Origin of the sequence: Janthinobacterium sp. 61 (assembly GCF_002846335.1) — a bacterium.
GTDB lineage: Bacteria > Pseudomonadota > Gammaproteobacteria > Burkholderiales > Burkholderiaceae_D > Janthinobacterium.
Window position 1 is genome coordinate 3,935,644 of the sequence record NZ_PJMQ01000001.1, and the last position, 25,569, is coordinate 3,961,212.

The following is a 25,569-nucleotide window of genomic DNA, read 5'->3' on the forward strand; positions in this document are numbered from 1 at the left end:
AGTGTAAGAACCTAACCTCGGGCGATCTTCAGGCCCAGCTGCAGCATGGCATCCCAGGCATCGCCTGCATATCCCTTGGCGCGCAAGCCCTTGATCATCTTGTCAACCTGCGCCGCCTGCTGCAGCGCCGCTTCCAGCACGGGCAGCGAAATGCGCCGCAGGGCCGGTTCCATCATCCGCTCGCGCGGTCCCCAGATGCGGTATTCCTTCAGCAGCGCGCCCAATGGGCGCCCTTGTGCCATCCCGGCCTTCAATTTTAACAGCGTGCGAATTTCCTCGGAGACGGCCCACAAGACCAGCGGCAGCGCCTCACCCTCGCCTTTCAAGCCTTCGAGCATGCGCACCAGGCGCGCCGGATCGCCGGCCAGCATGGCTTCGGACAGCTTGAAGACATCGTAACGGGCCACGTTCAGCACCGCGTCCTGCACTTGCTCATACGTCAGCTTGCCCGCTGCATGCAGCAAGCCCAGTTTCTGGATTTCCTGGTGTGCCGCCAGCAAATTGCCCTCCACCCGTTCGGCGATGAAGTCGATGCTGGCCCGTTCGGCACTTTGTCCCTGCGCGGCCAGGCGCTGGGATATCCACGCAGGCAACTGTGCCCGCTCCACATTCGGAATCTCGATATATACGGCCGCCTGCTGCAGGCTGGCGACCCACGCCGCCTTCTGCGTGGCCCAGTCCAGCTTGGGCAAGGTGATCAGCGTCAGGTTGTCGGGGCTGAGGTTTTTCGCATAGCTTTGCAACGCCGCCCCGCCATCCTTGCCCGGCTTGCCGGTAGGGATGCGCAGTTCGATCAGTTTCTTATCGCCAAACAGCGACAGCTCCTGGTTTGCCGCCAGCAGTTCGCCCCACTTGAAGCTGCGCTCCACCGTCAGCACGTCGCGTTCGGAATAACCCTGCGCGCGCGCTGCGCGGCGGATCTTGTCGGCCGCTTCCAGCGCCAGCAAGTGCTCGTCGCTGGTGATCACATATAGCTGCGCCAGCGGCTTGGCCACATGCCCGTCGAGCGCGTCTATCCGCAATTGCATGGCGTCCCCGTTACTGCTGCGGGGCTGCCGGCGCGACCGGAGTCACAGGCGCCACTGGCGCCACCGACATGGCCGGCAGCACCGGCTTGATGGCGGCCAGGCGGCGCATGATCTGCTGGACCAGGTCGTTGCGCATGTCGCGGTACAGCGCCGCCTCCTCGGTTTCCTTGGCCAGTACCTGCGACTCGTCGAAGGTGATCGGACGCACCAGGCTGATGGTCGTCGGTGCCAGCAACTGGTTGCCCGCCTTGTCCACGACGCGGAAATTGATCGAATAGCCAAGTTGATACTCTTGTACGCGGCCATTTTTGTTCAGCGACAAAATGGTCTTGGTACGATTCCTCTCCGGGTCGGTGAGCACTTCAAGGACAGCGTCGGCGCCATCCTTGGTGTCGACCACCTCCGTGCTGCCAATGGCGCGGATATAGCGCTTCAGGCCGATCGCCAGCGGCGATGTCTCGGGCAAGCCGATGTACATCGTCGCGAACGGCAGCATGAAACTGCCGTTCGAACCGCGCAAATGAAAGCCGCAGGCCGACAGCAGGACGGTCAGGCCCAACGCCAGCACGGCGCGGCGGCCCAACAGCGATACTTGAGAGGAGGTCGTCATGATTACACCACGATGCTGATTAACTTGCCTGGCACGACGATGATCTTCTTCGGCGTGGTCTCGACGTACTTTTGCACACTTTCGCACGCCAGCGCAGCCGCTTCGATGCTGGCCTTGTCAGCATCCTTGGACACCGTGATCGAGCCGCGCAACTTGCCATTCACCTGGATCATCATCTCGATCTCGGACTGCTCCAGCGCTTGCGGGTCGACTTGCGGCCACGGCGCGTTGAGCAGGTCGCCCTGCACGCCGGCGTAACCCAGCTCTTGCCACAGCACGTGGGTGATGTGCGGCGCGACAGGATTGAGCAGGCGCAGGAAGATGGAGAAGCCTTCGGCGATCAGGGCCTTCGACTGCGCGCTATCGTCCAACTTGGCCGATTCCAGCGTATTGAGCATCTTCATGCAGGCCGAGACCACGGTGTTGTACTGGATGCGCTTCAAGTCGTAATCGGCTTGCTGCAGCAGCTTGTGCAATTCGCGGCGCAGGTTTTTCTGCGCGTCGCCGGTGGCCGGTGCGGCGCCGCCAGCCAGTGCGGCTTGAATCGTGGCCGACTGGGCGTAGCCGAAGTTCCACACGCGGCGCAGGAAGCGGTTCGCGCCTTCGACGCCGCTGCCCGACCACTCCAGCGTCTGTTCCGGCGGCGAAGCGAACATGGTAAACAGACGGGCAGTGTCGGCGCCGTACTGCTCGATCTGCGCTTGCGGGTCGATACCGTTGTTCTTCGACTTCGACATTTTTTCCGTGCCGCCGATTTCCACCGGCTGGCCATCGGCCACCAGGATGGCGCTTTGCGGACGGCCCTTGTCATCGAGCGACAGGCGCACGTCATCCGGGTTGAACCAGGTGGTCTTGCCCACGGCATCCTTGCGGAAGTACGTTTCGTTGAGCACCATGCCTTGCGTCAGCAGATTGACGAACGGCTCGTCGAACTTGACCAGGCCGAAGTCCCGCATGATCTTGGTCCAGAAACGAGCGTACAGCAAGTGCATGACGGCGTGTTCGATGCCGCCGATGTACTGGTCCATCGGCATCCAGTAATCATTGCGCGCGTCGACCATGGCGTCGTTCGAGCCTGGCGAGGTATAGCGCATGTAATACCACGACGAATCGACGAAGGTATCCATGGTGTCCGTCTCGCGGCGCGCCGGCTTGCCGCACTGCGGGCAGTCGCACTGCAAAAAGGCTTCATATTTGTTCAGCGGATTGCCCGTGCCATCGGGCACGCAGTCTTCCGGCAGCACCACCGGCAGATCTTTTTCCGGCACCGGCACCACGCCGCAATCGGCGCAATGGATCATCGGGATCGGCGTGCCCCAGTAGCGCTGGCGCGAAATACCCCAGTCGCGCAGGCGGAACGTGGTTTTCTTTTCGCCCAGACCCAGCTCCGCCAGGTCGGCGGCCACCGCATCGACGGCGGAAGCGAAATGCAGGCCGTCATATTTGCCGGAGGCGATGCAGACGCCATCCTTGCTGCCATACGATTCCTGCCAGGCGTCCGTCGAAAATTCCTGGCCCTTGACTTCGATCACTTGCTTGATCGGCAGATTGTATTTCTTGGCAAAGCCGAAATCGCGTTCGTCGTGTGCCGGCACGCCCATCACGGCGCCATCGCCGTAGGTGATCAGGACGTAGTTGCCGACCCACACTTCCACTCGCGCGCCCGTCAACGGATGCGTAACGAACAGGCCGGTCGGCATGCCCTTCTTCTCCATCGTCGCCATGTCAGCTTCGATCACGGAACCGAGTTTGCATTCGGCGTTGAAGGCGGCCAGCGCAGGATTGGTTTGCGCGGCGTGGATGGCCAGCGGGTGCTCGGCGGCCACGGCGCAGAAGGTCACGCCCATGACGGTGTCCGGACGGGTGGTAAACACATACAGCTTGCCGTCGCCGATCAGGGCGCCATTCGCGTCCTTGATTTCATGCGGGAAGGCAAAGCGCACGCCCGTCGACTTGCCGATCCAGTTGGTCTGCATGATGCGCACGCGCTCGGGCCAGCCCGGCAGCTTGTCGTCCACATAGGCCAGCAACTCCTCCGCGTAATCGGTGATGCGCGCGTAGTACATGGGGATTTCGCGCTTTTCGATCAGCGCGCCGGAACGCCAGCCACGGCCATCGACCACTTGTTCGTTGGCCAGCACGGTCTGGTCGATCGGGTCCCAGTTCACGGTACCGGTCTTCTTGTAGATGATGCCTTTTTCCAGCATCTTCAGGAACATCCACTGGTTCCACTTGTAGTATTCGGGCTTGCAGGCGGTCATTTCGCGCGACCAGTCAATGGCCAGGCCCATCGATTCCATCTGCTGCTTCATGTGAGCGATATTCGAGTACGTCCATTGCGCGGGCGGCACGTTGTTGGCCATGGCCGCATTTTCCGCCGGCATGCCGAACGCGTCCCAGCCCATCGGCATGAGCACGTTGTAGCCGTTCATGCGCAGATAGCGGTACATCACGTCATTGATCGTATAGTTGCGCACGTGACCCATGTGCAGCTTGCCCGAAGGGTAAGGCAGCATCGAGCAGGCAAAATACTTGCCTTTTGGGAAACGCGGGTCGTGTTCGACGGCTTTATAGGCGTCGATCGCCTTCCAGTGCGATTGGGCGGCTTGTTCGACGTCGGCGGGACTATATTTATCTTGCATGATGTGCGGCCAATAGTGGATATGAACCGAGCATTATACTGGTTGTCGCCACCTGATAGCGCGGCACGCTGGCGGCCCGGGCCGGCAAATTTTGGCAGGCGCACGATTACGCTATGTCATATGCAAAAATATATATGCAACAATCTTATTCTTTACTTCAAGTCTTGCCATGATCGTCTACCAGGAATATATGCCCATTCCCGCCCTGCGGCCCTGGCTGGACTGTGTCTGGACGTGCCGCGTGCAGACGGACGCGACGCCCCTGACACACCAGGTCCTGCCGGACAATTGCATCGACATCCTGTGCCAGGACCAGCAGGATGCCAGCTTTGCCGTGGGCATGATGACGGCGCCGATTGCCGTTGTCAGCCACGGTCTCGTGCAAACGGTGGCGGCCCGCTTCAAGCCGGGCGCGGCGGCACGCTTCTTCCAGCTGCCCTTGTGCGAACTGAGCGATGGCCGCACGGGGCTGCAGCAGTTGTGGGGCCGCGAGCTGGCGGCGCGCCTGGCTGACGCGCTGTGGAGCGAGCCCTTGTCCAACGCGCAAAGAGTTTCTGTTTTACAAGATTATCTGCTGCTGCGCCTGCACACAGCGCCGCCACGACGCCAGGCCACTGCAGCCGGGCATGCCATCGCGGCCATCGAGGCGGCATCCGGCCAGGTACGCGTGGAGGGACTGGCCGCACAGTTGGGCGTGTCGCGCCAGCACCTGGCGCTGCAATTTCGCCAGCACGTCGGCATCAGCCCGAAATTGTTTGCCCGTATCTGCCGTTTTCGCGCCGCCAGCAAGGGGCTGACACACCTGGCGGGGCAGCCAGACTGGGCGCAAGTGGCCTTGCAATTCGGTTATTTCGACCAGTCGCACCTGATCCACGATTTCCAGGATTTCGCCCACACTTCGCCCGAAGCCTGGCTGACGGGCCGACGCGCGTGAGCAGCTTCCATTTTTCCAATCGCGCGGCGCGCGCCGGTGGCATGATGACGCCAGGTATTTCGCCGACTATGTCAACCAACAGGAGCAGAACATGATCAAGGGCTTGCGCACCGTCACCTATCCCGTCCCCGACCTGGACAAGGCCAAGGCCTGGTACAGCCAGGTATTTGGCACCACGCCGTATTTCGACCAGCCTTTTTATGTGGGTTTTGCCATCGGCGGCTTCGAGCTTGGGCTGCTGCCAGGCGGCGAGCCAGGCACGCAAGGCAGCGTGACCTACTGGGGCGTGGACGGCATCGAGCAAGAAGTCGAGCGCATTATCAAGCTGGGCGGCACCCTGCACCATCCGATCACGGACGTGGGCGATGGCATCCGCACGGTGGAATTGCTCGACCCGTTTGGCAACCAGATTGGCCTCATCGACAATCCCCATTTCGACACTGGCAAAGTCGCTTAAGCCGCTTCGCCCTGCAGCCATGCGCGGAATTGCTGCAAGGCCGTCTTTTCATGCGCCGTTTCGGGCGTGATCAGGTAATACGCCCGCTGGCCGCGTAGTGGGCGCTCGCATACGATGCGCAGTTCGCCACGCGCCAGTTCCGCTTCGACCAGCATGCGCGGCAGCAGGACTGCACCTTGCCCTTGCACGGCCGCCATGGCCAGCATGGAAAACAGTTCGTAGCGGGCGCCATAGTGCACCCCATCGCGCCCCTCTCCCTCGACCTGCATGGCGTCAAACCACTGGCGCCAGGCGCCCGGACGCGTACTTTGTTGCAACAAGGTCAGTTCCAGCAAGTCCTGCGGCTGCCAATGGCTGCGCGCCGCCAGCAGACGGGGACTGGCGACGGGCACGATTTCTTCATGCATGAGCAAGGTGGCGCGCGTGCCAGGCCAGCGTGCCAGCTGCTCTGGCGTGCCCGCGTACAGGGCGCCGTCGTATTCCGTATCGGCAAACATGAACGGTTTCGTATAGGCATCGATATGCACGACGATGTCGGGATGCTGTCCCGCCAGCGAGGACAGCCGTGGCATCAGCCAGCGTGTGGCAAAGGTGGGCACGGAAGCGAGCTGCAAGGCGCCGCCACCGCCCTGGCGCGCCATGGTATCGAGCGTGTCGCGCTCCAGACCATCGAGGCGCGCCGCGATCTGGCGCGCATACGCGGCGCCGGCGCTGGTCAGCAGTACGCCATGGCGCGTGCGCTGGAACAGTTGCACACCGAGAAAACTTTCCAAGGACGATATCTGCCGCGACACGGCGCTTTGCGTCAGCGACAGTTCGCGTGCCGCGTGCGTGTAGCTCTGGTGGCGGGCAGCGGCCTCGAAACAATGTAAAGCTTGCAGCATCGGAATTTTGCGTGACATGGGGCTTCCTGGCCGGTGAAAGATACCAGTATGCCGCAAGATATGCATAACAAGCATATCTGGGTGCAAAAAAATCGTTTGCGCAAGGCTAGGCAAGAACCTACCATGAGCCATATTCAATCTTGCGCCGATCACCGGCGCTCACCTGCGAGGCCTGTGATGAGCAAAACCGTATTCGACTGGAATTCCCCCCTGCTGCTGGAAGAACAACTGACGGGCGACGAACGCGCCGTGCTGGAAGCGGCCCGCGACTATTGCCAGGGCAGCCTGGTGCCGCGCGTGCTCGAATCGTTCCGCCATGGCCGCACGGATGCCGCCATCTTCCGCGAAATGGGCGAACTGGGCTTGCTGGGCACGACGATACCCGAAGAATACGGCGGCGCCGGCCTGAACTACGTCTGCTACGGCCTGGCCGCGCGCGAAGTCGAGCGCGTCGATTCGGGCTACCGCTCGATGATGAGCGTGCAATCGTCGCTGGTGATGGTGCCAATCAATGCCTTCGGCAACGAAGAAACGAAACAGAAATACCTGCCGAAACTGGCAACGGGCGAATTCATCGGCTGCTTCGGCTTGACAGAACCGAACCACGGCTCCGATCCTGGCAGCATGGTCACGCGCGCGCGCAAAGTGCCGGGTGGCTACAGCCTGTCCGGCGCCAAGATGTGGATCACCAACAGCCCCATCGCCGATGTGTTCGTCGTCTGGGCCAAGGACGATGAAGGCGCGATCCGCGGTTTCGTGCTGGAAAAAGGCTGGAAAGGCCTGTCGGCGCCGGAAATCCATGGCAAGGTCGGCTTGCGCACCAGCATCACCGGTGAAATCGTCATGGATGAAGTATTTTGCCCGGAAGAAAATGCCTTCCCCGACGTGCGCGGCTTGAAAGGCCCGTTCACATGCCTGAACAGCGCCCGCTACGGCATCGCCTGGGGCGCACTGGGCGCGGCCGAAGACTGCTACCTGAAAGCGCGCCAATACACGATGGACCGCCAGCAATTCGGCCGCCCTCTTGCTGCGAATCAATTGGTGCAAAAGAAACTGGCGGATATGCTGACGGAAATCACCATGGGCTTGCAGGGCTGCTTGCGCCTGGGCCGCATGAAGGATGAGGGTTCGGCCGCAGTGGAAATCACGTCTATCATGAAACGCAACAGCTGCGGCAAGGCGCTCGATATTGCCCGCATGGCGCGCGACATGATGGGCGGCAACGGCATTTCCGACGAGTTCGGCGTCATCCGCCACCTGGTCAACCTGGAAGTGGTCAACACCTATGAAGGTACGCACGATGTGCACGCGCTGATCATCGGCCGCGCCATCACCGGCATCGCCGCCTTCAACTAATGGACGCCTTGGCTTCCACCCTCGCCTCCACCTTGCGGCCCGCGCCGCTGACCGGTTTGCGCGTGCTGGACCTGTCGCGCGTGCTGGCCGGCCCGTGGGCCGGGCAATTGCTGGCAGACCTGGGCGCCGACGTGGTCAAGGTTGAACAGCCGGGCCGCGGCGACGACACGCGCTCGTGGGGACCGCCCTACCTGAAAGATGAAGACGGACGCGATACGGCCGAGGCCGCCTACTTCCAGTGCGCCAACCGTAACAAGCGCTCGCTGTGCATCGACCTGGCCGCCCCTGAAGGCCAGGCGCTGGTGCGCCAGTTGGCAGCCGAAGCAGATGTCTTGCTGGAAAATTTCAAATTGGGTGGCTTGAAACAATATGGCCTCGATGCGGCCAGTTTGCTGGCACTCAACCCGCGCCTCGTGTACTGCTCCATCACGGGCTTTGGCCAGGATGGACCATACGCGGCGCGCGCCGGCTATGACTTCCTGATCCAGGGTATGGGCGGCCTGATGAGCATCACGGGCGTGCCCGATGGCCAGCCTGGCGCCGGGCCGCAAAAAGTGGGCGTGGCGCAAACGGACATCATGACAGGCCTGTATGCCACCATCGCCGTGCAAGCGGCGCTGGCCGAACGCGAACGCTCGGGGCTGGGCCAGCATATCGACCTGGCCTTGCTGGACGTGCAAGTGGCGGCGCTGGGCAACCAGGCAGCCAATTACCTGTGCGGCGGCAAGGTACCCCAGCGCATGGGCAATGCGCATCCAAACATTGTTCCATATCAAGACTTTCCCACGGCCGATGGCGACATGATTTTGGCGATCGGCAACGACGGACAGTTTTCCCGCTTCTGCACCGTCGCCGGCCACCCGGAATGGGCGCAGGACGAGCGTTTCATGACCAATCCGCAGCGCGTGGCGCACCGGGCGGTCTTGATCCCCTTGATGCGCCAGACCACCGTGATGCGTACGACGGCCGAGTGGATCAGCGCCTTCGAGGCGCAAGCCGTGCCGTGCGGTCCCGTCAACCGCATCGACCAGGTCTTTGCTGACCCGCAAGTGCTTGCGCGTGGCTTGAAAGTGGAGATGCCGCATCCGACGGCGGGCACGGTGGCGCTGGTGGCCAACCCCGTGCGCCTGTCCGCCTCCCCGGTGCAGTACCGCTTGCCGCCGCCGTTGCTGGGGCAGCATACGCAGGAGGTATTGCAACAGTGGCTGGGATTGGAGAGTGCGGAGATTGACGGCTTGCGCGAGCGCAAGGTGGTGTAAATGTTGGTCGTCTGGACGTAGGTCGGATTAGCGCTTGCGCGCAATCCGACTTGCACAGCCAACAATGTTGTCGGATTACGGCCCGCAGGGCCTAATCCGACCTACGATTCTATTCACTTGAGTACCAGTTTCAGCGCCGGCTTCTCGCCATAGTCTTCATAGCGCTCGTTGATGCCGGCGATGCAAAACGTGATTTCTTCCAGCAAGTCCGGCGCCTGCGCCTTCATTGCCTCCGCGTCTTGCACGACAATTTCCAGCACCTCGTTTGGCTTCAGGCGGAACTGCGTCATGTTTTCGTCGTCGCGCAGATAGCTGAGGCAATCGACCCAGGCATCCATGTTGTTGCCGTAGAACGCGGGGAAACCGAACGCTGGCACGCATTGCGCGTGAAAGCTCGCTTCGTCGGAGATGTCTTTTCCATTCAGGATGGCAGTGGCCATGGTCTTCCTCAGTTCTTCAGCGACAGCACATCCTGCATGTCGAACAGGCCGGTCGGCTTGTCGGCCAGGAAACGCGCGGCGCGCAGGGCGCCGTGGGCGTAGGTGACGCGACTGCTCGACTTGTGGCTGATCTCGATGCGCTCGCCGATGCCGGCAAACAGCACCGTATGGTCGCCCACGATATCGCCGCCGCGGATGGTGGCAAAACCGATGGTCGACGGGTCGCGTTCGCCCGTCACGCCTTCGCGGCCGTACACGGCGCATTCCTTCAAGTCGCGCCCCAGGGCGCCGGCCACTACTTCACCCATTTGCAGGGCCGTGCCCGAAGGCGCATCGACCTTGAAGCGGTGATGTGCTTCGATGATTTCAATGTCGTAGCCTTCGGACAGGCTTTTCGCCGCCAGTTCCAGCAACTTCATGGTGACATTCACGCCCACGCTCATGTTTGGCGCGAACATGATGGCCGTCTTTTCGGCAGCGGCGGCAATCGCCGCCTTGCCCGCATCATCAAAACCGGTAGTGCCGATGATCATCTTGATGCCGTGCTCGGCGCAATACGCCAGATGCTGCAAAGTGCCTTCGGGACGCGTAAAGTCGATCAGGTAATCGGCGCCGGCCAGGCCGGCGTCCAGGCTTGACTCGATCAGCACGCCGGCAGGCTTGCCCAGGAAGGCGGCGGCGTCCTGGCCCACGGATGGCGAGCCAACGCGGTCGAGCGCGCCAGCGAGCACAGCGTCGGGGGCATTGCTGACGGCCTCGATCAGGATATGGCCCATGCGGCCACTGGCGCCAGCGATGGCGATTTTCAGTTCAGTCATTTTATTCTCTTACAGCAACTTATTTGGTGGGTTCGGCAGCAGGTGCAGGCTCGGCGGCAGGCGCCGTTGCGGGTGCAACGTCAGGTTTGCTCACCGGAATGGCAGGAGCGGCATCGGCCGGCACCGGCACGGCGCTCGGCGCCACGGGCGATGGGACGGCGGCGGCAGGCACGTCGGCCTTGGCGACCTTGGCGAACGGCGACGGACCGGCGATACGGTTGATGTATTCTTTCTCGGTCGGCAGATTGCCGCCTTCGAAACGTGCAACCTTGCCTTCTTTATCAAAGAACACGACCACGCGGCTGCTGGTGGTTTCGCCACTGCCCCGTGCCAGTCGGAATGGATAATCCCAACGGTCAGCATGGAAAATATCGGTCAGCAGGGAGGTGCCGAGGACGAAACGCACTTGTTCGCGCGTCATGCCCACTTTCAACTGGGCCAGCATCTCTTCGGAGACAAAGTTGCCTTGTTGAATGTCAGGACGATACGGCGAGAAAAACCACATGAATTTCTGCAGCGGCGTAATGGTGGTCGTTTGTGCGCCCTGTTCGGGGACCACTTCCTTGCCTTCTTTTTGGCTGGCTGCCGGCTTTTCGCCAAGGATGCCGCGGCTGGCGCAGCCGGACATGGCGAGCGCGACACAGACCATGCCTGCCATGACTGGTGCTCGAAATGAAATACGGTGCCAGAGAGATGGCAATACAGCCGGTGTTACGCGCATAAATGACCTCAATTGGATGAACAAAACGCCAGGAGTGACCGGCCTGCCAAAAAATGCATATTTTGGCACTCCCCGACAAAACGCTATATGATAAAGCACCTGACCCACATACGAGCAACAAACATGAGTAACAATCCTAGTGATCTCAAGGCAAGCGGCCTGAAAGCCACCCTGCCACGCCTGAAGATACTCGATATCTTCCAGAGTAGCCCGGTACGCCACCTGACAGCAGAAGACGTCTATAAAATTCTGCTGGCCGACAATATGGATGTCGGCTTGGCAACTGTCTACCGTGTCCTGACGCAGTTTGAACAGGCTGGCTTGCTCAACCGCAACCATTTTGAAACCGGCAAGGCAATTTTCGAACTCAACGAAGGTTCCCACCACGACCACCTGGTGTGCCTCGACTGTGGCCGGGTCGAAGAATTCTTCGACGAAGACATCGAAATCCGCCAGCAAAAAGTGGCTGAAGAGCGCGGCTTCAAGATCGCCGAACACGCCTTGGCAATCTACGGCAACTGCATCAAGACGGCTTGCCCGCATAAAACAGCCTGACGCTTGCCGGCCGCTCCTACGGGGCGGCTGGCGCAGCATTGAGCTGCATCAATGATGACTGAGCGCGCTCGACAGTAATTTAGCCGTAATATCGACGATAGGAATGACGCGCTCATACGCCATGCGCGTCGGTCCTATCACCCCCAAGGTTCCCACGATCTTGCCGTTGACTTCATACGGCGCCGTCACCACGCTCATCTCATCCATCGGCACCAGGTTCGATTCGCCGCCGATGAAAATCTGCACGCCCGTCGCCTTGCTCGACACGTCGAGCAACTGCATCAAGCCCGTTTTTTGCTCGAACATGTCGAACATCTGGCGCAGCGAATGCATATTCGATGACAGATCGCTCACGCTGAGCAAGTTGCGCTCGCCGGAAATCACCATGTCGTCGCTATGGTCGGCCATCGCTTCGCTGCCCGCTTCCACGGCCGCCTGCATCAGGCTGCCCATATCGTCGCGCAGCTGGCGCAATTCGCCCTGCAGGCGCACGCGCACGGCGTCGAATGACAGGCCGCCATAATTCTGGTTGATGTAATTGGCCGATTGGATCAATTGCGCCGGCGTGTAGTCGGCCTCCGTCAGCAGCAAGCGGTTCTGCACGTCACCGCCCGGGGCAACGATGACGAGCAGGATGCGCTTTTCGGACAGGCGCAGGAATTCAATTTGCTGGAACACGGATTCCCGGCGCGGACTGAGCACGACGCCGGCAAACTGCGACAGCGACGACAGCATTTGCGCCGCGTTGGCGATGGTTTTCTGCGGCTGCGGCGTCTGCAGGCGCATGCGCGACTCCACCAGGTGCTCGTCCAGATGCCGGACAGTCAGCAAGGTGTCGACAAAGATGCGGTAGCCGCGTGGCGTGGGTATGCGTCCAGCCGAGGTATGGGGGCTGGACACATAACCGAGCTCTTCCAGATCGGCCATGATGTTGCGGATCGTGGCCGGCGACAAATCCAGGCCGGAAATTTTCGACAAGGCGCGCGAACCGACCGGCAGGCCGTCGGCGATATAGCGCTCGACCAGGGCTTTCAGCAGTGTTTGGGCACGTGTATCGAGTTGCATGGTGTAATTAGTTGGACAAATTTTCTATTAAATAAGTAGCAAGACAAGTAGCAGTATAAATAGCAAAAACAGCGGCCAGACGCGCATCCCCGGCGCCTGACAGCTCCTATTATGCACGTTCGCCCGTCCGGCGGCGATCAATCTTCCAGTTGCCCCTGCAGCCACAGCAGCAACTCGTCAAAGTTGGCGCAGATGGCGTCGGGCTGCACGCCGGCGGCCAGGTGGGCGTCGCTGCCCTTGCGGTTCATCCAGACGGCACGCATGCCCGCCCCTTGCGCTCCCGTCACGTCGAAATACAGGTCATCCCCCACATACACGGCTTCGTGCGGGGCCACCTGCAGCGCGGCGCACGCAGCCAGGAAGATGCTGGCATCGGGCTTTGCCACGCCAAAGTCGCTGGCGGCGATGGATACCTTGAAATGCTGCGCCAGGCCGATAATGTCAAGGTCCGCATTGCCATTCGAGATGGAGCCGACCAGCATGCGCTGGCGCATCCAGGCCAGGCCAGGCAAGACGTCGTCATACGGCTGGACGCGGTTGCGCGCGGCCAGGAAGTGCACGATGGCCTGCTCGACCAGGGCGGCATCCTCGCCAGCGGTCTCGAAAGCGGCCAGCAGGCCGGCGCGCCGCAACTCGATCAGGTTGCCATGGAAATGCGGTTGCTCCTTGAGCATGGCCAGACGGTGCTGGCGCAGCACCTCGATGGAAAACTGCTGCGCCACCCTGGGCGCATGCGTGGCCAGCCAGTCGTGCAGCAGGGTTTCGGCGGCGGCAATCACGGGCGCGATGGGCCACAAGGTATCGTCGAGATCGAACAGGATGGCCTTGGGCGGCACGGCGGGTTTTACTGGGGTAAGGGACATGGGACTCACAGTGGATGCCGCGCCACGATGCGCAGGCTGCATCTATTGTCGCACCGATCGGCGCCGCCGACATGGCGGTGCCACCGTAAAATGGGGCCGGGCCGGCGCTTCCCGGCGAAAAATTGTTACAGGGTGATACAAGGCAAGATCATTCGGCTTGCCAGATAGACTAAAATAGGCGCCATTCCAATGCGGCGCCAGCGTCCGCGTTGCGCTACCCAACCTAATTCGTTTTGGAGAATGTATGAAAAATTTGTACCTGCGCTCGATGCTGGCGGCGGCTTGCGCCGTCACACTGGCAGCCTGCGGCGGCAGCGGCGGCAACCTGTATCTGCAAGGCGCAGTCACCGGCCTGGCCAAAGATGGACTGATTCTGCTGAATGATGGCGAAAAATTACCTATTTCTGCGAACCAGCCCAGCTTTGTTTTCACCAAGCTGATCAAGACCGATGACCGCTACGAAATCAGCATCTTGCAGCAGCCTAAGGGCGCCGTTTGCACTGTGAACAACGGCACCGGCAAGGCAACAAGCTATTCCGTGAGTACGGCCTCTGTCAGCTGCATTACCAACACCTACCCGTTGAGCGGTACGATCACGGGCCTGACCGCTGGTGGCTTGCGCCTGGTGATGGGCCCTAACGGCACCAGCCCACTGGCTGGCACCACCTCCTACAAATTCGATTCGGTACCTGACGGCGCCCCATACAGTATTTCCGTACTGACTCAGCCAACGGGCTTGAAGTGCCGCTTCCAGGGCTCCGCCAGTGCCGACGGCAGCGATACGGTCGGCACGATGGGCTCTGCCGCCACGACCGCGGCCACACTTGACTGCACGCCGCAGTAATCCTTGCGATCCGTCACCTATTTTTGGAGAAATACATGAAGTTATCCTGCCTGCGCCCACTCGCCGCGCTGCTGCTGACCCTGGGACTGGCCGCTTGCGGCGGCAAGGCCTCGTATGATGTCAGCGGCACCGTCAGCAACTTGAACAACAATGGTCTGATCCTGACCAACGGCGGGGAGGACCTCCCGGTTGCCGCCGGCCAGACCTCGTTCACCTTTAAAAAGCGTATCGACTATGGCACCGCCTACAACATCGACTTCAAGCATCAACCAGACCATATGACTTGCGGCATCATTGGTGGTACCGGAACGGCTGGCCATTACATCAGCATCAGCGCCGCTGTTTCTTGTTCGCAAAACACGTATAGCGTGGGCGGCACGATTTCCGGCCTGACGGTAGACAGCTTGGTGCTGATTAACGGCAATGTAACGACTACGGTGGCCAAGGATGCCAAGACCTTTGTCATGGCCGGCCCTGTCGCCGATGGCTCTACCTATAACGTCAGCGTCTCCAGCCAGCCGAAGGGCCTGCTGTGCGTCGTACAGCCTGGCACAGGTGCTGGCACCATGGGCAGCGCCAACATCACCACCGTGCAGATCGCTTGCACTCCGGCCGCTGCAAGCTAAGCAAGTCTTCCTGGCAGCCGGACCGCGACTGCCAGGAAGAGATATCATTAAAACTTATAGTTGATATTCCAAAGATAAATTGGAGTTATATGTGGCGATGCAGCATAATGCATCTGTCTCCTCCAACTCTTCCAAGAATTGGATTTAGCCCGCTTTTACCAGCGGGCTTTTTTTTGCCCAAAATTCCTCAGGCCGCAGGCGTTGGCACACCAGGCTGCAGCATCTGCACGATGCTGGAAAAATCCTGCTGCGCATAACCGGCTTGCGCATGCATCTGGTACAGCTGGCGCACCAGGCCGCCCAGTGGCGTAGGGGCGTTTGCCGACAAGGCCGATTGCTGCGCCAGGCCCAGGTCTTTCAGCATCAGCGCCGTGCCGAAGCCGCCAGTGTAATTGCGCGAAGCAGGCGAGCCGTCCATGACGCCGGGCCACGGGTTATACACTTCCAGGGTCCAGTTGCGGCCCGAACTCTTGGCCATGATGTCGGACAACACTTTCGGGTCAAGACCATGCGCCACGCCCAGGTTCAGCGCCTCGGCCGTACCGGCCATCAAGATGCCCAGCAGCATGTTGTTGCAAATCTTCGCCACCTGACCCGCCCCCGCTTCACCCGCATGGAAAATATTCTTGCCCATCTTTTCCAGCAGGGGCCGTGCCTGCTGCAAGGCCGCTACGCTACCGCCGACGATAAACGTCAGGGTGCCGGCCGCCGCGCCCGCCGTGCCGCCCGAGACGGGCGCATCGATCATGGCAAAGCCCCGCTCGCTGGCCGCCTGCGCCACTTGCCGCGCCACATCAGCGGCGATGGTGCTGCAATCGATGAACAGGGCACCGGACTTGGCCGAATCGAGTACGCCCCCTGCCGCCAGGTACAGTTCCTGCACGTGCTTGTTGGCTGGCAGCATGGTGATGACGGCGTCGGCCGTCTGCACGGCCGCGCTGGCGGACGCGGCCGCCGTGGCGCCCGCCTCGACCAGGGACGCCACTGCCGCCGGCGCCAGGTCGAACACGGAGACGTGGAAGCCGGCGGCCACCAGGTTGCGGGCCATCGGCGCACCCATGTTGCCCAGGCCGATGAAAGCGATATGTTGCATATATGTCTCCTGTAGCACCTAAAAAAGCCCATGGCGTTGTTGCCTTGCCTAGTCGTACTGGTCGTACTGCCTTCGGCAAGGCGCCTAGCCCTGAGCATTTTTATGCACTACTAAAATGTTTAAATGGATAGGTCGCGCAAAGGATGGTTTTCCCACGGCGCCGCGAAATACTCGTCCAGATACGTGTCGCTGACCTCGGCCAAACTGGCCGGCTGCCATTGCGGCGCATTGTCCTTGTCTATCAGCAAGGCGCGCACGCCTTCGCTGAAGTCTGCGTGGGCGCAGCATTGCACGGCAACAATAAGCTCCAGCTGGAACACTTGCGCCAGGCTCAGGTGCCGCGTGCGTTCGCGCATGGCCCACACCAGGGAGGCCGAACTGGGCGCGCCCTTGGCCAGTGCATGGGCCGCCTTTTGCAGCCAGGCTGATTCACCGTCATAGGCGGCTATGGCGGCCACCACTTCGGGCAAGGTGGGCGCTTGCGTCAGCGCGGCGATAGCGTCGAAGTTGGCGCGCACTTCGGAGGCGGGCAACATGGACGTTGGCGCCGAGAAGCCGCTCAGCAAGCGGCTCAGCTGCTGATGATTGGCCTGAGGGCTCGCTTGCCATTGCCCCAGCGCCAGCGCGTCAAGCACCATGGCGCGCTCTTCCTGGCGCAGGGCATAGTCGCCCAGGCCCGTGAACAGGGCATCGGCTGCGTTCATGGGCGCGCCCGTCAAGCCCAGGAACAGGCCGCTGCGCCCCGGCATGCGGCCCAGGAACCAGCTGCCGCCCACGTCGGGGAACAGGCCAATCGTAATTTCCGGCATGGCGATGCGCGTGCTTTCCGTCACCACGCGGTGGCTGGCGCCGGCCATCAGGCCCAGGCCGCCACCCATGACGATGCCGCCGCCCCACACCAGCAGCGGTTTCACATACGTATGGATGCGGTGGTCGAGCCGATATTCCTCGGCAAAGAAGGCCAGCGCCTGCGGATTCGGCACGACACCCGGTTGCTCGGCCACGGCCGAACGCAGGCTGCGCACGTCGCCGCCCGCGCAAAATGCCTTGTCGGTCGACGATTGCAGCACCACGCAGGCGATGGCCGCGTCACTGGCCCAGCGCACCAGGGCGCCATCGATGGCGCGTATCATGTCCAGCGTCAGCGCGTGCAAGGACTTTGGCGCATCGAGGGTAATGACGCCCAGCTTCATGCCGCCGGGACAGTCGCGCTCCTCGATCTTCAGGGTATCAAGCAGTATTTCAGCCATTTTTTCAACCATTCTTCCACTCCGCCGGACGTTTTTCCAGGAACGCTTGCACGCCCTCCTTCTGGTCTTGCGTATCGAACAGGCCCAGGAACAGGGTGCGTTCATCGGGCAAGGAATTGACCAGCGGATGGCTGCGCGCGCCCTGGATCAGGGTTTTGCATGCCGTCACGCTGCTGGGGCTCTGGCGCGCCACCTTGGCGGCCAGGGCCAGCGCCGTGGCGGCAGCCTTGCCGGTTGGTACGACTTCCTCGACCAGGCCGATGGCCAGGGCCTTGGCCGCATCGACTCTTTCACCGCACAAAATCATGCGCTTGGCCCAGCCTTCGCCCACCAGCCACGGCAAATGCTGCGTGCCACCCGCGCACGGCAGCAAGCCGACGGACGCTTCCGGCAAGGCCATCTGCGCGTGTTCCTCGGCAATGCGAATGTCGCAAGCGAGTGCGCATTCGAGCCCGCCGCCCATGGCATAACCATTGATGGCGGCAATGCTGACGCCGCGAAACGCGGACAGCGCCTCGAAAGCCTCGCCAAACGCGGCAGCCATGGCAAAAGCCGTGTCCTTGTTGCCATCGGCAAACACTTTCAGGTCGGCGCCGGCCGAGAAGAACTTGGCGCCGCCGCCCGTGATCACCAGCGCATACACGTCCGGGTCGGCATTCAGGTCGGCCACCAGCTGGGTCAGCGCGTTCAGGCTGGCCAGGGTCCACGTGTGGGCAGGCGGGTTGTCGAGGGTCACCAGGGCCGTATGGCCACGGCGCTCAAACAACAAATTGGTATAGACTTTGCTCATCGTAAGGTCTCCGTGGCGCCGTCTTTCAGAATCGCTCGCGCGACGATCAGGCGCATGATTTCATTCGTCCCTTCCAGGATCTGGTGCACCCGCGTGTCGCGCACGTGGCGCTCGAGCGGATACTCGCGGATGTAGCCGTAGCCGCCATGCAATTGCAGCGCGTCGTTGGCGACATTAAAGCCCACATCCGTGGCGAAACGTTTTGCCATGGCGCAATACGCAGTAGCATCCGGGCTTTCCTGGTCCAGTTTCCAGGCTGCCAGGCGCACCATCTGGCGCGCCGCCACCAGTTCCGTCAGCATATCGGCCAGCTTGAATTGCAGCGCCTGGAATTGCGCCAGCTCGCGGCCGAACTGCGTGCGCTCCTTCATGTACGCCTGCGCGCGCGTGAGAGCAGCCTGCGCCGTGCCCACCGAGCACACAGCGATATTGATGCGCCCGCCATCGATGCCCTTCATGGCAATGGCAAAGCCTTCGCCTTCCGCCCCCAGCAAGTTAGCAACCGGTACCTTGACCTGGTCGAAACTGATGATGCGCGTGGGCTGGCTGTTCCAGCCCATCTTTTCTTCCTTCTTGCCGTACACGATGCCGGGCAAGTTCGCCGGTACGGCAAAGGCGGAAATGCCCGCCGCGCCCTCGCTGCCCGTGCGCGCCATGACGATCAGCATGTCCGTCTGGCCCGCGCCCGAGATAAACGCTTTCGTGCCGTCGAGGACGTAGAAATCGCCATCCCTGACAGCCTTGGTGCGCAGGGAGGCCGCATCGGAACCCGACTGCGGTTCCGTCAGGCAATAGCTGGCCAACTTCTGGCCGGCGGCAAGGGCAGGCACCCACTCGTCGCACAGGGCTTCCTGCCCCCAGCGCGACAGCATCCAGGTGGCCATGTTGTGGATGGTGATGTAGGCCGTGGTCGAGGTGCAACCTCCCGCCAGCTCTTCAAACACGATGGCCGCATCCTGGCGGCTCAAACCCAGGCCGCCCCAGCGCTGCGGCGTGTACAGGCCGCAAAAGCCCATCTCGCCCGCCTTGGCAATCGTTTCCACGGGAAAGATCGATTCCGCATCCCAGTGTGCCGCGTGCGGCGCCAGTTCGCCTTCGGCAAACGCGCGCGCCGCCTGCTGGAACTCGCGCTGCTCGTCGCTCAATTCAAAGTCCATGGCAGCTCCTTACTTGAGGCTGATGGTGGTGTTGACCTTGCCCACCGACGCCGCATCCGTGAACCAGCGCTGGGTAATCGTTTGCGTCTGCGTGTAGAACAGCACGACCTGCTTGCCGAACGGACCCAGATCGCCCAGTTTCGAGCCGCGCGAACCCGTAAAGCTGAACAGCGGGACGGGCACGGGAATGGGCACGTTGATGCCAACCTGGCCCACGTCGATTTCTTCCTGGAAATAGCGTGCGGCCGCGCCGCTCTGCGTGAACAGCGCCGTGCCATTGCCGTTCGGGTTCGCGTTCACCAGGGCGATGGCTTCGTCCAGCGTATCGACTTCGACGACGATCAGGACGGGGCCAAAGATTTCCTGGTCATACACGACCATGCCTGGTTTCACGCCGGACAAAATCGTCGGTCCGACGAAGTTGCCGTTCGGATAGCCATCCACCTTCACATCGCGGCCATCGAGGGTCAGCACGGCGCCCTGTTCGATGCCCTTGGCGACCAGGCTGAACACGCGCTCTTTTGCCGCGCACGAAATCACGGGGCCCAGGTCGGGATTGTCCTTGCCCGCACCCACCGTCAGGGTCTGCGCCTTGGCGGACAGTTCCGGCAGCCACTCGCGCGCCGCGCCCACCAGCACGGCGACAGAGGCGGCCATGCAGCGCTGGCCGGCCGCGCCGAAACCTGCGCCCAGCAACTGGTTCAGGGTCTGCTCTTTATTTGCGTCCGGCAAGACGACAGCGTGGTTCTTGGCGCCCATCATGCATTGCGCGCGCTTGCCGTTCAGGCTGGCGCGCTGGTACACATGCGTGCCCACCTTGCTCGATCCCACGAACGAAATCGCCTTGATGTCCGGGTGGTCGCACAGGGCGTTGACCACGTCTTCGCCGCCGTGGATCACGTTCAGCACGCCGGCCGGGATACCTGCCTGCAAGGCCAGGCGCACGAGTTTTTCCGTCACCAGCGGATCTTGCTCCGATGGTTTCAGCACGAATGTATTGCCGCAGGCAATCGCCATCGGAAACATCCACAGGGGGATCATGGCGGGGAAATTGAATGGGGTGATACCGGCGCACACGCCCAGCGGCTGCATCACGCTGTAGGTATCGACGCCACCGGCCACGTTTTGCGCATATTCGCCCATCTGCAGGGTGCCGATATTGGCGGCGTGCTCGACCACTTCCAGGCCACGGAAGACATCGCCTTCCGCGTCGAGCAGGGTCTTGCCCTGTTCCATGGTCAAGGTCGCCGCCAGGTCGGCCATGTTTTCGCGGATCAGCTGCTGCAATTTCAGGAAAATGCGCGCGCGCGCGCCGATGGGCGTCTTGCGCCAGGTTTTGAAGGCGCGCTGGGCCGAGGCGATCGCGGCGTTGACTTCGTCCGGCGTGGCGAACGGTACTTTGGCCAATACTTCCTGGGTGGCGGGGTTGACGACATCGCGCCAGATGGTGGTTTGGGATTCAACCCACTCGCCGTTGATCAAGAGGGGAACGGTCGGAATTGCGTTTTGCGTGGTCACTCGGTGTCTCCTGGTGTGGGTATATGTCTGTTTGCATTATTCGCACAATCGCCGCCGCGAACAAGGCGTGAAAATGCGAGATAATGCAAAGCTGAATCTGTTAATCTGCAAATATTGTAAATTTGCAGATTCCACAATCCGGGAAAGAGGAAACGCGATGGCGAAGGTTTTCATGGGCGTGCGCCTGCAGCGGCTGCGCGAAGAACGGCGCATGACGCAGGTGGCGCTGGCCAAGGCCCTGGGCATCTCGCCCAGCTATCTGAACCAGATGGAACGCAACCAGCGCCCGCTGACGGTGCCGATTCTGTTGCGCATCGGCACGGTACTGGGGGTTGATCCGCAAATCTTTTCCGAACACGACAGCGCCAGCCTGGTAGCAGATGTACGCGACGTGTTCGGCGAATTGCCCGACGCACCGCCCACCTCGATGGCCGAGCTCAAAATGCTGGTGGAAAACATGCCGGAACTGGCCCGTTCCATCCTGCTGCTGCAGCGGCGCTACCGGGTGATGGCGGAGCGGGCCGACACGCTGGCCGCGCGCCTTGATGACGGCAGCCGCGGCGCCAGCTCGGCGGCGCCCTCCACGGACGAGGAAGTGCGCGAGTACCTGAACCGGCGGCAAAACTATATCGATGAACTGGACCGGGCGGCGGAGCTGGTGGCGGGCGAACTTGACCCGCAGCTGCGCACGCTCGACGCGCTGCAAAGCCGGCTACTGGAGCGTCACGGTATCCAGGTGCAACTCTCCGATGGCGATGCGGGCATGGTGCGCAAGCACCGCTTTGATGCACAACAACATATCCTGTGGTTGCCCGACACCTTGACGGGCGGCCAGCGCGCCTTCCAGATGGCGGCGCAGATCAGCCTGCTCGAGCACAGTGACCTGATCGACGCCCTGGTGCTGGCGGCGGGACTTTCCGGCGCGGCTGCGCAAACGAGCGCGCGCCTGGCATTCTCCAATTATTTCGCGGGCGCCCTGTTGATGCCCTACCAGCGCTTCCTGCAGGCGGCGGAAACGCGCGCCTACGATATCGAGCGTCTGGCGCACCAGTTCGGCGTGGGTTTCGAAGCCGTGTGCCACCGTTTGAGCACCATGCAGCGCCCCGATGCGGCGGGATTGCCGTTTTTCTTTGTTCGTGTTGACCGCGCGGGCAATGTCTCGAAGCGCCAGTCGGCCACGGACTTCCATTTTTCAAGGGTGGGCGGTACTTGCCCGCTATGGATCGTGTATGACGCCTTCAGCCATCCGGGCCAGGTGCTGACGCAAGTGGCCAGCATGCCCGACGGCTGCACCTATCTGTGGATCGCGCGCCAGGTGAGTACGGCCTCGCCGGGCTTCCGCGCGCCAGGCAAGACCTTTGCCGTGGCGCTGGGTTGCGACATCTCGCAGGCGCACCGCTTGATTTACTCAAAGGGACTCGATTTGCACGACCCGAGCAGCGCCACGCCCATCGGCACGGGCTGCAAGGTGTGCGAGCGGCAGGCGTGCCCGCAGCGGGCGTTTCCGTCCCTGCTGCTGCCGCCACCCGTTTCGGCCTAGGAGGCGTCGACCACGCGCGCCCGCAGCGCGTCGAACTCGCGCGTAAATTCCGCGCGCCAGTCGCTCCGCGTGGTCTCGGCTATCCAGGCCGCATCCAGGCCATTCAGCATGAAGCCGCGCATGTCGTCCAGGCTGAAGCCGAACTCGCGCATCATCATCCAGGCGCCCGTCGGCGTCACGTGGTGCAGGGTCGGGTCGTCCGTGTTCGGATGCAGTTTCAGGCCCAGTTTGGCCATGGCGCGGATCGGGTGGTCGAGCGCCCAGCGCTCGGGCGCCAGGGTGCGCAGGTAATACGAATTGGTGGGCACCACGGTAAACACCAGGCCCCGTTCCACGCAGCGCTGCGCCAGTTGAGGATTATCGACAATCGTGTAGCCGTGGTCGACCCGATCCACCTGCAATTGCTCGATGGCCGTCTCCACGTTCATCCACGGCATGCCGAATTCGCCCGCATGCGCCGTGCATTTGAAACCCGCCTCGCGCGCGGCGCGGTAGGCTTCGATGAACAGTTCGGGCGGACGGTCGTTTTCGCGGTAGTCGATGCCGATGCCGATCACTTCCGGCGCGCGGTGGGCCTTCATCCATTCCACCATCTGCACAGCTTCGGCGGGAGCGGCTTCGCGGTCGATGCTGGGGATCAAACGGCCGATCACGCCAAAATCACGCTGCGCGTCGCGGATGGCCGCTACAATGGCGTCTTGCGCCGCGTCATAGCGAATGCCCGAGACGCGCACGGTGCCGGTCGGGTTCCAGAAAAACTCCGCATAGCGCACGCCGTGGCCATGCACGTCTTCCAGGTATTCGTAGGCGAGGCAGTACAGGTCAGTCGGCGAGACGATCAGGTGTGCGTCCAGAGCGCGCAGCACGCGCAGCACGCCGACGGGCTTGTCACCGCGCGTATAGAACGCGTCGATTTCCTCGGGGGTGACGACATTGCCCGTTTTGGCGGCCAGCGCGCGGAAAGTAGCCTGGCGCACCGTGCCGAACAGGTGGCAATGCAGCTCCACCTTCGGCATGGCGCGTAAAAACTGTTCGATGCTCAGGGCTGGCAGGGTGTCGGCAGAGTTACTCATGAAGCTCGCTTCGTTAGTGGGAAAAAGGTCAAACGAGAATGGCGGCCAGGCGGCGCATCAGGCGCTCGATGGCGACCGGGCCATCGGCCAGCATCGCCACCTGCGTGTTGACGGGCGCACGGCGTGGCACGCGGAATTCGCACACCGTCATGCCGCGCGTCAGTTCGCCCGTCAATTCGATAGCCACGTGGGCCGGCTGAAACTGGAACAGCTGCGGCGCTTCCAAGTACAGGGCCACCACCGGGTCGTACATGGGCATGGGTACGGAACCGTCCGCGCTGCGGATGCGCACATACGCTTCCAGGTAACCGGCAAGACGCAGCGCGCGCGACGTGCCGATGGCGCGCAACTGCTGCACTTCTGCGTTCGTCACAAGCAGCTGGCGGCACAGGTTCAAGCCGAACATGCGCAGCGGGATGCCGGCCTGGAAGACCTGGGCGGCCGCTTCCGGGTCGGCGTAGATGTTGAATTCCGCCGCCGCCGTGTGGTTACCCTGGTCGGTCGAGCCGCCCATCAGGATGATTTCGACGATCTTGCCGGCGATATCGGGCGCGCGGGCCAGCGCCGTGGCCAGATTCGTCATCGGCGCTATAGCAATGACCGTAATCTGGCCAGGGTGGGCCCGCACGGCGGCGATCAGTGCATCGACGGCGTGGCCGGCCGCGTCACTGGCGGCGCCAGGCGGCAGGATCTCGCCTGTCGTCGGCATGCCGCTGTCGCCGAGGATGCGCTGCGCCGTCTCGATGACGCCGGCCAGCGGTTCTTCACAGCCCCGATAAATAGGCACCGTCAAGCCATCATGGGCCTTGATGCGCAAGGCATTGTCGTAGGTGATGTCGACAGGCGCATTGCCCGCCACCACGCTCACGCCCAGCCACTCGATATCGGGATTGCTGCTCAACAGCAACATCGTCAGCCAGTCGTCAAATCCGGGATCGGTATCGAGCCAGATCTTTTTCAAGGGTTGGGTCATGATGCTTTCCAGTCGATTGGTAAGGGAAGTCAGGCGGCCATTAAGCAGCCAAACAAAGCGCGCTCTCAGACGGCAGCACGAACGAGACGGCCGTGCCTTCGCGCCAGGCGGCGCCACCGGCCGCGCAAATTCCCTTGACCTGGCCCAGCGGGGTTTGCAGCAGGTATTCGACGGTGTCGCCCAGGAAGCCCCGTGCCAGCACGGTGCCCGGGTATTGACCAGCCGCGTCGTCCGGCGCGCACACGCGCACCTTGTCGGGACGCCAGCCCAGCACCGTCGTGCCGGTGGTCACTGGCGCCGTGTACGGCAGGCTGGCGCCCGCGTGGTGCAGCGCGCCGTCGCGGTAATCGAACAGGTTCTCGAAGCCCATGAAGTTGGCCACAAAACGCGTCGATGGCGTATTGAAGACGGCTTCCGGCGCGGCCAGCTGCTCGATGCGGCCGCCGTTCATGACGACGATGCGGTCGGACAAGGCCAGCGCTTCTTCCTGGTCATGCGTCACGTACAACATGGTGATGCCCAGTTCGCGCTGGATGCGGCGCAATTCGGCACGCATCTGCACGCGCAGCTTGGCATCCAGGTTCGACAGCGGTTCGTCCAGCAGCAGCAGGGCCGGTTCGACGACGATGGCGCGCGCCAGCGCCACGCGCTGCTGCTGGCCGCCGGACATCTGCGCCGGCAAACGCGTTTCAAAGCCCGTCAGGCCGACGGCGGCGATCACCGCCTCCACTTTCGTTTTCAACAAGGCTGGCGCAACCTTGCGCAGGCGCAAGCCGAAAGCGATGTTGTCGTAGACATTCAAGTGCGGGAACAGCGCATACGACTGGAAGACCATGCCGATATTGCGTTTATTGGGCGCCAGCTTGCCGATTTCGCGGCCATCGAGCACGATGCGGCCCGATTGCAGCGGCATCAGGCCGGCGATGGCACGCATGGTGGTGGTCTTGCCGCAGCCGCTGGGGCCCAGCAGGGAAATCAGCTCGCCCTGCTCGACGTGCAAGTCCAGGTCTTTCACGGACGTCGTGTTCTTGGCGTAGCCGAGGTTCAGCTTGTGCAGTTCCAGATAACTCATG

25 protein-coding genes are annotated in these 25,569 nt (G+C 62.1%); 8 read left to right on the forward strand and 17 right to left on the reverse strand.

The features are described 5' to 3' along the window. Positions 1-11 precede the first annotated feature (11 nt). From holA to leuS, 3 genes are read right to left on the reverse strand one after another with little or no spacing between them, the layout of a single operon-like run. The gene (gene holA / locus CLU92_RS17935; RefSeq protein ID WP_092802781.1) at positions 12-1,028 is read right to left on the reverse strand and encodes a DNA polymerase III subunit delta; all 1,017 of its coding nucleotides are present in this window, start codon (positions 1,026-1,028) and stop codon (positions 12-14) included. Positions 1,029-1,038: 10 nt separating this feature from the next. Further along, the gene (lptE, locus tag CLU92_RS17940) at positions 1,039-1,638 is read right to left on the reverse strand and encodes an LPS assembly lipoprotein LptE (RefSeq protein ID WP_101483004.1); all 600 of its coding nucleotides are present in this window, start codon (positions 1,636-1,638) and stop codon (positions 1,039-1,041) included. Between the two features lie 2 nt (positions 1,639-1,640). Then, positions 1,641-4,280, reverse strand: coding sequence for a leucine--tRNA ligase (gene leuS / locus CLU92_RS17945; protein WP_101483005.1), 2,640 nt, complete (start codon positions 4,278-4,280; stop codon positions 1,641-1,643). A gap of 190 nt (positions 4,281-4,470) precedes the next feature. On the opposite strand from leuS, the gene CLU92_RS17950 reads away from it, so the two are divergent. Together CLU92_RS17950 and CLU92_RS17955 are read left to right on the forward strand one after the other, a co-directional pair. After that, positions 4,471-5,214 carry a helix-turn-helix domain-containing protein gene (locus CLU92_RS17950; protein WP_257561114.1) on the forward strand — a complete coding sequence of 248 codons (744 nt, stop codon included), beginning with the start codon at positions 4,471-4,473 and terminating at the stop codon, positions 5,212-5,214. Positions 5,215-5,305: 91 nt separating this feature from the next. Beyond that, complete coding sequence (locus tag CLU92_RS17955; RefSeq protein WP_101483006.1) at positions 5,306-5,671, forward strand: VOC family protein; 366 nt, start codon at positions 5,306-5,308, stop codon at positions 5,669-5,671. On the opposite strand, the gene CLU92_RS17960 is transcribed toward CLU92_RS17955, so the two are convergent. Continuing rightward, positions 5,668-6,573, reverse strand: coding sequence for a LysR substrate-binding domain-containing protein (locus CLU92_RS17960; protein ID WP_166674683.1), 906 nt, complete (start codon positions 6,571-6,573; stop codon positions 5,668-5,670). The two genes, CLU92_RS17955 and CLU92_RS17960, sit on opposite strands and share 4 nt — an antisense overlap. A gap of 159 nt (positions 6,574-6,732) precedes the next feature. Here CLU92_RS17960 and CLU92_RS17965 point away from each other — a divergent pair, with 159 nt between their 5' ends. Both CLU92_RS17965 and CLU92_RS17970 read left to right on the forward strand, forming a co-directional pair. Continuing rightward, on the forward strand, positions 6,733-7,911 hold the full coding sequence (locus CLU92_RS17965; protein WP_101483007.1) for an acyl-CoA dehydrogenase: 1,179 nt from the start codon (positions 6,733-6,735) through the stop codon (positions 7,909-7,911). An 8-nt stretch (positions 7,912-7,919) separates the two neighbouring features. Further along, the gene (locus tag CLU92_RS17970; protein ID WP_373918271.1) at positions 7,920-9,170 is read left to right on the forward strand and encodes a CaiB/BaiF CoA transferase family protein; all 1,251 of its coding nucleotides are present in this window, start codon (positions 7,920-7,922) and stop codon (positions 9,168-9,170) included. A 113-nt stretch (positions 9,171-9,283) separates the two neighbouring features. Here CLU92_RS17970 and CLU92_RS17975 read toward each other — a convergent pair whose 3' ends face one another. Genes CLU92_RS17975 through CLU92_RS17985 form a run of 3 tightly spaced genes read right to left on the reverse strand, consistent with a single transcriptional unit; the run spans position 9,284 to position 11,149 of the window. Further along, entirely contained in the window at positions 9,284-9,610 is a 327-nt protein-coding gene (locus tag CLU92_RS17975) for a barstar family protein (protein WP_101483009.1), read from the reverse strand. An 8-nt stretch (positions 9,611-9,618) separates the two neighbouring features. Continuing rightward, positions 9,619-10,428: a 4-hydroxy-tetrahydrodipicolinate reductase gene (dapB, locus tag CLU92_RS17980; RefSeq protein ID WP_101483010.1), complete on the reverse strand. Its 810-nt coding sequence runs from the start codon at positions 10,426-10,428 to the stop codon at positions 9,619-9,621. Positions 10,429-10,447: 19 nt separating this feature from the next. Then, positions 10,448-11,149, reverse strand: coding sequence for an outer membrane protein assembly factor BamE (locus tag CLU92_RS17985; RefSeq protein WP_306821370.1), 702 nt, complete (start codon positions 11,147-11,149; stop codon positions 10,448-10,450). A gap of 123 nt (positions 11,150-11,272) precedes the next feature. On the opposite strand from CLU92_RS17985, the gene fur reads away from it, so the two are divergent. Continuing rightward, on the forward strand, positions 11,273-11,704 hold the full coding sequence (fur, locus tag CLU92_RS17990) for a ferric iron uptake transcriptional regulator (RefSeq protein ID WP_071075246.1): 432 nt from the start codon (positions 11,273-11,275) through the stop codon (positions 11,702-11,704). A gap of 48 nt (positions 11,705-11,752) precedes the next feature. On the opposite strand, the gene hrcA is transcribed toward fur, so the two are convergent. Beyond that, positions 11,753-12,769 carry a heat-inducible transcriptional repressor HrcA gene (gene hrcA / locus CLU92_RS17995; RefSeq protein ID WP_101483011.1) on the reverse strand — a complete coding sequence of 339 codons (1,017 nt, stop codon included), beginning with the start codon at positions 12,767-12,769 and terminating at the stop codon, positions 11,753-11,755. Positions 12,770-12,906: 137 nt separating this feature from the next. Next, positions 12,907-13,632, reverse strand: a complete 726-nt coding sequence (locus tag CLU92_RS18000) for an HAD family hydrolase (protein WP_166674682.1) — start codon at positions 13,630-13,632, stop codon at positions 12,907-12,909. Positions 13,633-13,876: 244 nt separating this feature from the next. On the opposite strand from CLU92_RS18000, the gene CLU92_RS18005 reads away from it, so the two are divergent. Next, positions 13,877-14,476, forward strand: coding sequence for a hypothetical protein (locus CLU92_RS18005; RefSeq protein WP_101483013.1), 600 nt, complete (start codon positions 13,877-13,879; stop codon positions 14,474-14,476). A 35-nt stretch (positions 14,477-14,511) separates the two neighbouring features. Continuing rightward, positions 14,512-15,102, forward strand: a complete 591-nt coding sequence (locus tag CLU92_RS18010) for a hypothetical protein (protein WP_101483014.1) — start codon at positions 14,512-14,514, stop codon at positions 15,100-15,102. A 187-nt stretch (positions 15,103-15,289) separates the two neighbouring features. Here CLU92_RS18010 and mmsB read toward each other — a convergent pair whose 3' ends face one another. The 5 genes from mmsB to CLU92_RS18035 form a co-directional block, all read right to left on the reverse strand. Beyond that, on the reverse strand, positions 15,290-16,195 hold the full coding sequence (mmsB, locus tag CLU92_RS18015) for a 3-hydroxyisobutyrate dehydrogenase (protein WP_101483015.1): 906 nt from the start codon (positions 16,193-16,195) through the stop codon (positions 15,290-15,292). A gap of 119 nt (positions 16,196-16,314) precedes the next feature. Next, positions 16,315-17,445, reverse strand: coding sequence for an enoyl-CoA hydratase/isomerase family protein (locus CLU92_RS18020; RefSeq protein WP_101484756.1), 1,131 nt, complete (start codon positions 17,443-17,445; stop codon positions 16,315-16,317). A gap of 4 nt (positions 17,446-17,449) precedes the next feature. After that, positions 17,450-18,235 carry an enoyl-CoA hydratase gene (locus CLU92_RS18025; RefSeq protein WP_101483016.1) on the reverse strand — a complete coding sequence of 262 codons (786 nt, stop codon included), beginning with the start codon at positions 18,233-18,235 and terminating at the stop codon, positions 17,450-17,452. Then, positions 18,232-19,392 carry an acyl-CoA dehydrogenase family protein gene (locus tag CLU92_RS18030; protein ID WP_101483017.1) on the reverse strand — a complete coding sequence of 387 codons (1,161 nt, stop codon included), beginning with the start codon at positions 19,390-19,392 and terminating at the stop codon, positions 18,232-18,234. The genes CLU92_RS18025 and CLU92_RS18030 overlap by 4 nt, the downstream gene beginning before the upstream one ends. 9 nt (positions 19,393-19,401) lie before the next feature. Next, on the reverse strand, positions 19,402-20,910 hold the full coding sequence (locus CLU92_RS18035) for a CoA-acylating methylmalonate-semialdehyde dehydrogenase (protein ID WP_101483018.1): 1,509 nt from the start codon (positions 20,908-20,910) through the stop codon (positions 19,402-19,404). Positions 20,911-21,067: 157 nt separating this feature from the next. Between CLU92_RS18035 and CLU92_RS18040 the strand changes: the two genes are divergently transcribed. Continuing rightward, positions 21,068-22,450, forward strand: coding sequence for a short-chain fatty acyl-CoA regulator family protein (locus CLU92_RS18040; RefSeq protein WP_101483019.1), 1,383 nt, complete (start codon positions 21,068-21,070; stop codon positions 22,448-22,450). On the opposite strand, the gene CLU92_RS18045 is transcribed toward CLU92_RS18040, so the two are convergent. The 3 genes from CLU92_RS18045 to CLU92_RS18055 are packed head-to-tail and all read right to left on the reverse strand — an operon-like array spanning position 22,447 to position 25,568. Continuing rightward, positions 22,447-23,523 (reverse strand): adenosine deaminase, encoded by a 1,077-nt coding sequence (locus CLU92_RS18045; protein WP_101483020.1) that lies wholly within the window; start codon positions 23,521-23,523, stop codon positions 22,447-22,449. The genes CLU92_RS18040 and CLU92_RS18045 overlap by 4 nt on opposite strands. Positions 23,524-23,551: 28 nt before the next feature. After that, positions 23,552-24,496 (reverse strand): nucleoside hydrolase, encoded by a 945-nt coding sequence (locus CLU92_RS18050; protein WP_257561115.1) that lies wholly within the window; start codon positions 24,494-24,496, stop codon positions 23,552-23,554. Between the two features lie 40 nt (positions 24,497-24,536). Then, positions 24,537-25,568: an ABC transporter ATP-binding protein gene (locus CLU92_RS18055; protein WP_101483021.1), complete on the reverse strand. Its 1,032-nt coding sequence runs from the start codon at positions 25,566-25,568 to the stop codon at positions 24,537-24,539. Position 25,569: the final 1 nt, after the last annotated feature.

Bases quoted from the DNA above. Each gene is read 5' to 3' on its own strand.
- dapB (WP_101483010.1), bottom strand. From the start codon at position 10,428: ATGACTGAACTGAAAATCGCCATCGCTGGCGCCAGTGGCCGCATGGGC.
- CLU92_RS18040 (WP_101483019.1), top strand. From the start codon at position 21,068: ATGGCGAAGGTTTTCATGGGCGTGCGCCTGCAGCGGCTGCGCGAAGAA.
- CLU92_RS18020 (WP_101484756.1), bottom strand. From the start codon at position 17,445: ATGGCTGAAATACTGCTTGATACCCTGAAGATCGAGGAGCGCGACTGT.
- CLU92_RS18000 (WP_166674682.1), bottom strand. From the start codon at position 13,632: ATGTCCCTTACCCCAGTAAAACCCGCCGTGCCGCCCAAGGCCATCCTG.
- CLU92_RS17950 (WP_257561114.1), top strand. From the start codon at position 4,471: ATGCCCATTCCCGCCCTGCGGCCCTGGCTGGACTGTGTCTGGACGTGC.
- CLU92_RS18010 (WP_101483014.1), top strand. From the start codon at position 14,512: ATGAAGTTATCCTGCCTGCGCCCACTCGCCGCGCTGCTGCTGACCCTG.
- CLU92_RS18050 (WP_257561115.1), bottom strand. From the start codon at position 24,496: ATGACCCAACCCTTGAAAAAGATCTGGCTCGATACCGATCCCGGATTT.
- hrcA (WP_101483011.1), bottom strand. From the start codon at position 12,769: ATGCAACTCGATACACGTGCCCAAACACTGCTGAAAGCCCTGGTCGAG.
- CLU92_RS18055 (WP_101483021.1), bottom strand. From the start codon at position 25,568: ATGAGTTATCTGGAACTGCACAAGCTGAACCTCGGCTACGCCAAGAAC.
- CLU92_RS18005 (WP_101483013.1), top strand. From the start codon at position 13,877: ATGAAAAATTTGTACCTGCGCTCGATGCTGGCGGCGGCTTGCGCCGTC.
- leuS (WP_101483005.1), bottom strand. From the start codon at position 4,280: ATGCAAGATAAATATAGTCCCGCCGACGTCGAACAAGCCGCCCAATCG.
- CLU92_RS17955 (WP_101483006.1), top strand. From the start codon at position 5,306: ATGATCAAGGGCTTGCGCACCGTCACCTATCCCGTCCCCGACCTGGAC.
- lptE (WP_101483004.1), bottom strand. From the start codon at position 1,638: ATGACGACCTCCTCTCAAGTATCGCTGTTGGGCCGCCGCGCCGTGCTG.
- CLU92_RS17960 (WP_166674683.1), bottom strand. From the start codon at position 6,573: ATGTCACGCAAAATTCCGATGCTGCAAGCTTTACATTGTTTCGAGGCC.
- fur (WP_071075246.1), top strand. From the start codon at position 11,273: ATGAGTAACAATCCTAGTGATCTCAAGGCAAGCGGCCTGAAAGCCACC.
- holA (WP_092802781.1), bottom strand. From the start codon at position 1,028: ATGCAATTGCGGATAGACGCGCTCGACGGGCATGTGGCCAAGCCGCTG.
- mmsB (WP_101483015.1), bottom strand. From the start codon at position 16,195: ATGCAACATATCGCTTTCATCGGCCTGGGCAACATGGGTGCGCCGATG.
- CLU92_RS17975 (WP_101483009.1), bottom strand. From the start codon at position 9,610: ATGGCCACTGCCATCCTGAATGGAAAAGACATCTCCGACGAAGCGAGC.
- CLU92_RS18025 (WP_101483016.1), bottom strand. From the start codon at position 18,235: ATGAGCAAAGTCTATACCAATTTGTTGTTTGAGCGCCGTGGCCATACG.
- CLU92_RS18030 (WP_101483017.1), bottom strand. From the start codon at position 19,392: ATGGACTTTGAATTGAGCGACGAGCAGCGCGAGTTCCAGCAGGCGGCG.
- CLU92_RS18045 (WP_101483020.1), bottom strand. From the start codon at position 23,523: ATGAGTAACTCTGCCGACACCCTGCCAGCCCTGAGCATCGAACAGTTT.
- CLU92_RS17985 (WP_306821370.1), bottom strand. From the start codon at position 11,149: ATGCGCGTAACACCGGCTGTATTGCCATCTCTCTGGCACCGTATTTCA.
- CLU92_RS17965 (WP_101483007.1), top strand. From the start codon at position 6,733: ATGAGCAAAACCGTATTCGACTGGAATTCCCCCCTGCTGCTGGAAGAA.